Here is a 3,515-nt window from a genome sequence, read left to right as displayed (position 1 = left end):
ATCCGGACAAGCCGTCGGCGGACTGCGCCGGATCGGAGCTCCAGAGCTGCACCGGGATCGGGATGCTCTTCAAGTTCGTCTCGGTGAACACTAAAGCGGGATAGGGATCGACGATGACGGCCTTGACCCGCGGATCCGGCAAGATCGCCTGAGCCGGCGTTTCGCCGCTCTCGAGTTGCTTGCACGCCAACAGGCTCGATGTCGCGCAATTGGGAGGCCCTTCCGCAGATCGGGTTGGCCGCCGATGACGGCAAGGCCGGTGTAGCCGCCGAACGAGAAGCCATAGAGGCCGATGTGCCGCGCGTCGATGCGCGGCGCATCCGGCCAGCCGTCGAGCATGTAGTCGATGACGCGACCGATGTCCGCAGGGCGCTCCACCAGCACCGAAAGGCTGTCGGTGCGGCTGGTGTCGCGCCAGGTGTCACCGGGATGATTGAGCGCGGCGACCACGAAGCCAGCGTCGGCCAACGCCGCCGCCGTATCCTGATGGCCGCCGAACCATCCTCGTCGGCCGTGCGATATCACGACCAGCGGAAGCCTTTCGCTCGTCACCGAACATCCAGGCACGGCGAAGAATGTGGCTCCGCGCGCATCCATGTCGTGTGGCGGTTCGGGACATGGTGTCCAGACCAGCAACCTGATGGCCGGCCCGGCCGGTCCCGCCGAAATATCGAAATTTCTCACCCCGGCGGCCCTTCCCGCCGTGAGTTCAAGGAGCAGACAGACAAGGACCGCGAAGGCGGCGCGATGCATCAGCAACTCTCGTGACCTGAGAAGACTTGGGAGGAGGACGGCTCGGGTCAAGCGACTGCGCCGATCATCCGTCAACCTCAATGCTCTTGCGATTAATCGCGGTCAATGTCGCCGTCGAGGCGACCGCATCTCGATTCTTCGTTCGGCGCCGCCGGGAATAAGCCATCTGCAAGACTGCTGGGTCGAGCGAGGCCGCTTTGATGTGACGGCCCTTGACCCACACGCATCCGACTTCCCGTTGAACCGAAAAAGCCGGGGCTCAATCCATCATCATCATGAGGCCGGCCGACTTGTGCCTCACGAAATCGCCGGTGCGCAATGGCATCTTCTAACTGCATGCCGCTGCGCCACCGCCGCGCAAAGGTCAGCTGCCGAAGATTGTCAGTACGCCGCGTTCTACGTTAGCGGTCAATCTAACCTAAAGCACCTTCCGCGCAGCTCCCTCGCTCTCGGCACATTCGTTGGAATTCGTCATACGATGAAGCAACCTTCGGCATCTCAAACAGTATCGGACCCGATCCATCGGGCATGTACGTGCGCCGGTCATTATTCCCTTCAGCGATGTCGCCGAGCCGACAGACGATAATGTGCATGTGAGGGCTAACGCCTTGCGCAGGGTGCTCGCCAGTTACCCTGTCGGCGGTGCCACCAAGCATCTGCGCCCAGCCGCTTAGGGCTCCAATCTCTGTTCGCAAGCTACTTGCGCCATACCGGAAATGCTGGCGAAAGGCCCGCGTGTACTGCTTCACGTTCGAGCCGCTGCCGATATGAGCGACATTCAAGCCCTTGTGCATAAAGCCCGGCACGAAATGCGGACTGGAGAACCGGACGAGATAGACCCGCCGTATCTCTGGCGCGCCCATGTCTTGATCGGGGGAGACGCCGACCATCAGCAGCCGAGACCCCAATTTTTGCTCCGATACTGCACAGGATGCGAACACTTTTCTAGCCTCGGGTGCCCAATGCTCAGCAACCCATTCGGGTTGCCACGCAAGCTGCTCTATCTGGGGTGCCGTGGGCGGGATGAATAAAAACTGTTGGAGGCTGCTCAACAGTCGATAGCCAATTTGGACGGACCCCGCAAAGCCGGCGGCGATGTAAGGGCCTACCGGAAAGGCCTTCCTAAGCAAGTCCGCAGTGCTCCCGTCGGGAAATGTAACCCGCACGTCGGACAGCATAACGCCGTAGCCAAAAATCGAGGATGCGCCGATCACCCAGGTCATTGAATCTATACCAAACGGAGGCTGTACGATCATCCACTGAGGCTCACCCCACAATGCAGAATCGCGTATTCTGACGCAAGGAGGGGAGCCATGAGCGCCGAGAATCAGCATTGGGTACCGAAACTACTTCTGAAAAATTTCGTCGACGCCGGAAGGGTCTACTGCTTCGATATCCACAGCGGCGAGGTGACCAAACCCCCACCGAAGTTCGCTGCATGTGAGCCGGGTTTCAATGATTTTGAGATCGACGGGAAGCGAGTCTCATTTGAAGACAAATTTGAGAAGATCGAGACGAAAGCCGCTCCTATCTTAAAGCGGATTCTGGCGGAGCGAAGTTTGGCAGGCCTGTCCGCACCTGATCGCCGTCACGTCGCACGCTTCGTTGCAGCTCAGAGCTTCCGAACAAAAGCCTTCTATGAGGGCTTGGCGGACAAGCCGTCTCGCAGCGACTACGGCACCATCTTCAATTATTTGTGGCACAGCCTATTTGTGGTGGCGCAGGATATCGCGCGTCGTCATTGGGCGCTGATGGTCATTGAAGGCGATGATGCATTTTATCTAGGTGACAATCCCGTTGTGCTTCAGCGAACGTGTGAGCCCAACAACGGCAAAAATCTTGGGTTTGATGTTGTTGGCGTAGAAGCGTTTCTGCCACTGTCTCCTGTCTGCGCGCTGTATATAGCATGCTCTACTATCAGTCGAATGATCATCGATACCTACGAGCAGGCAATGGCCGTGCACCGTATCGCCCGGGCCAAAATCTTTTCGGGCGGGGGAATCGGACTCGCCGATTTGCTAGAGACACAGGCAACGCTACGTCGCGCCGGTCCGATTTACAAGGCCTTCACTGAGGGAGCGCCGCTCGTGGCTACGCCAGAGAACATCGATAACTTGAACTATCTTCAGTGCAGTTGGGCGCTCAATAAAGTGCATTCAAATCGCAAAGACTTCGCTTTTGCACGAAAGGTGTTTCGTCAAACGCCGCAATATCGGGAGACCGTCCGAACCTCTGTGCTTGAGAAAGGACGCATCCTGTTGCCCCCTGACGACAGCGAAGATTAGTGCGGCATAGTTGATTCGGAGAAGACGATCGGACCGGGGTGTAGCCTGGCGCGTCAATTGAGTGCGATGTATTTTCCGGACGAATTGCTTCTGGGAACGGACATCCCCAGCGCAAACGAGTCCTGGGATCATTAACAAAATCGATTCGCTATGTGGTGCAATCGATTCGATGACAATCTCGTGTTACGGTGACGCTGCATCTTTTTCGTCGTCCTGCTCGGGATCACCTGACCTTGTCATGAGTTTGATCGCGACCAACATGGTACAGTTGGCGGCGTGCCGCGGCTGGGGAGCAGCGCAGGACACGACTTCCGAATACCAGAAATTCCGTTGACAGCTCCCCCAAATCAGTGGTTTGATGCCGGCCATCCCGCCCGCACTGAGAGGGGCGTATCGCGATCGTCACGGGACGTTGCGGCGGGGAGCGGTGGCCGCGGGGCGACGCAGCATCTCGATGGGAGGTGCGGACGAACGTCG

Annotated in this window: 3 protein-coding genes; 1 reads left to right on the top strand and 2 read right to left on the bottom strand. The window is 58.4% G+C overall.

The features are described 5' to 3' along the window. Positions 1–90 precede the first annotated feature (90 nt). Both BRAS3809_RS01570 and BRAS3809_RS01565 read right to left on the bottom strand, forming a co-directional pair. A complete protein-coding gene (locus BRAS3809_RS01570) occupies positions 91–753 on the bottom strand; it encodes an alpha/beta hydrolase family protein (RefSeq protein WP_008960350.1) in 663 nt (220 codons plus the stop codon). A 413-nt stretch (positions 754–1,166) separates the two neighbouring features. Next, positions 1,167–1,976: a hypothetical protein gene (locus BRAS3809_RS01565; RefSeq protein WP_035654941.1), complete on the bottom strand. Its 810-nt coding sequence runs from the start codon at positions 1,974–1,976 to the stop codon at positions 1,167–1,169. Positions 1,977–2,066: 90 nt separating this feature from the next. Between BRAS3809_RS01565 and BRAS3809_RS01560 the strand changes: the two genes are divergently transcribed. Continuing rightward, the gene (locus BRAS3809_RS01560; RefSeq protein ID WP_008960348.1) at positions 2,067–3,038 is read left to right on the top strand and encodes a DUF4238 domain-containing protein; all 972 of its coding nucleotides are present in this window, start codon (positions 2,067–2,069) and stop codon (positions 3,036–3,038) included. Positions 3,039–3,515: the final 477 nt, after the last annotated feature.

The sequence above is a fragment of the Bradyrhizobium sp. STM 3809 genome (genome assembly GCF_000239795.1).
Classification (GTDB): Bacteria; Pseudomonadota; Alphaproteobacteria; order Rhizobiales; family Xanthobacteraceae; genus Bradyrhizobium.
Note: the sequence above shows the minus strand (reverse complement) of the source record. Positions and strands in the feature narration are given on the sequence as shown.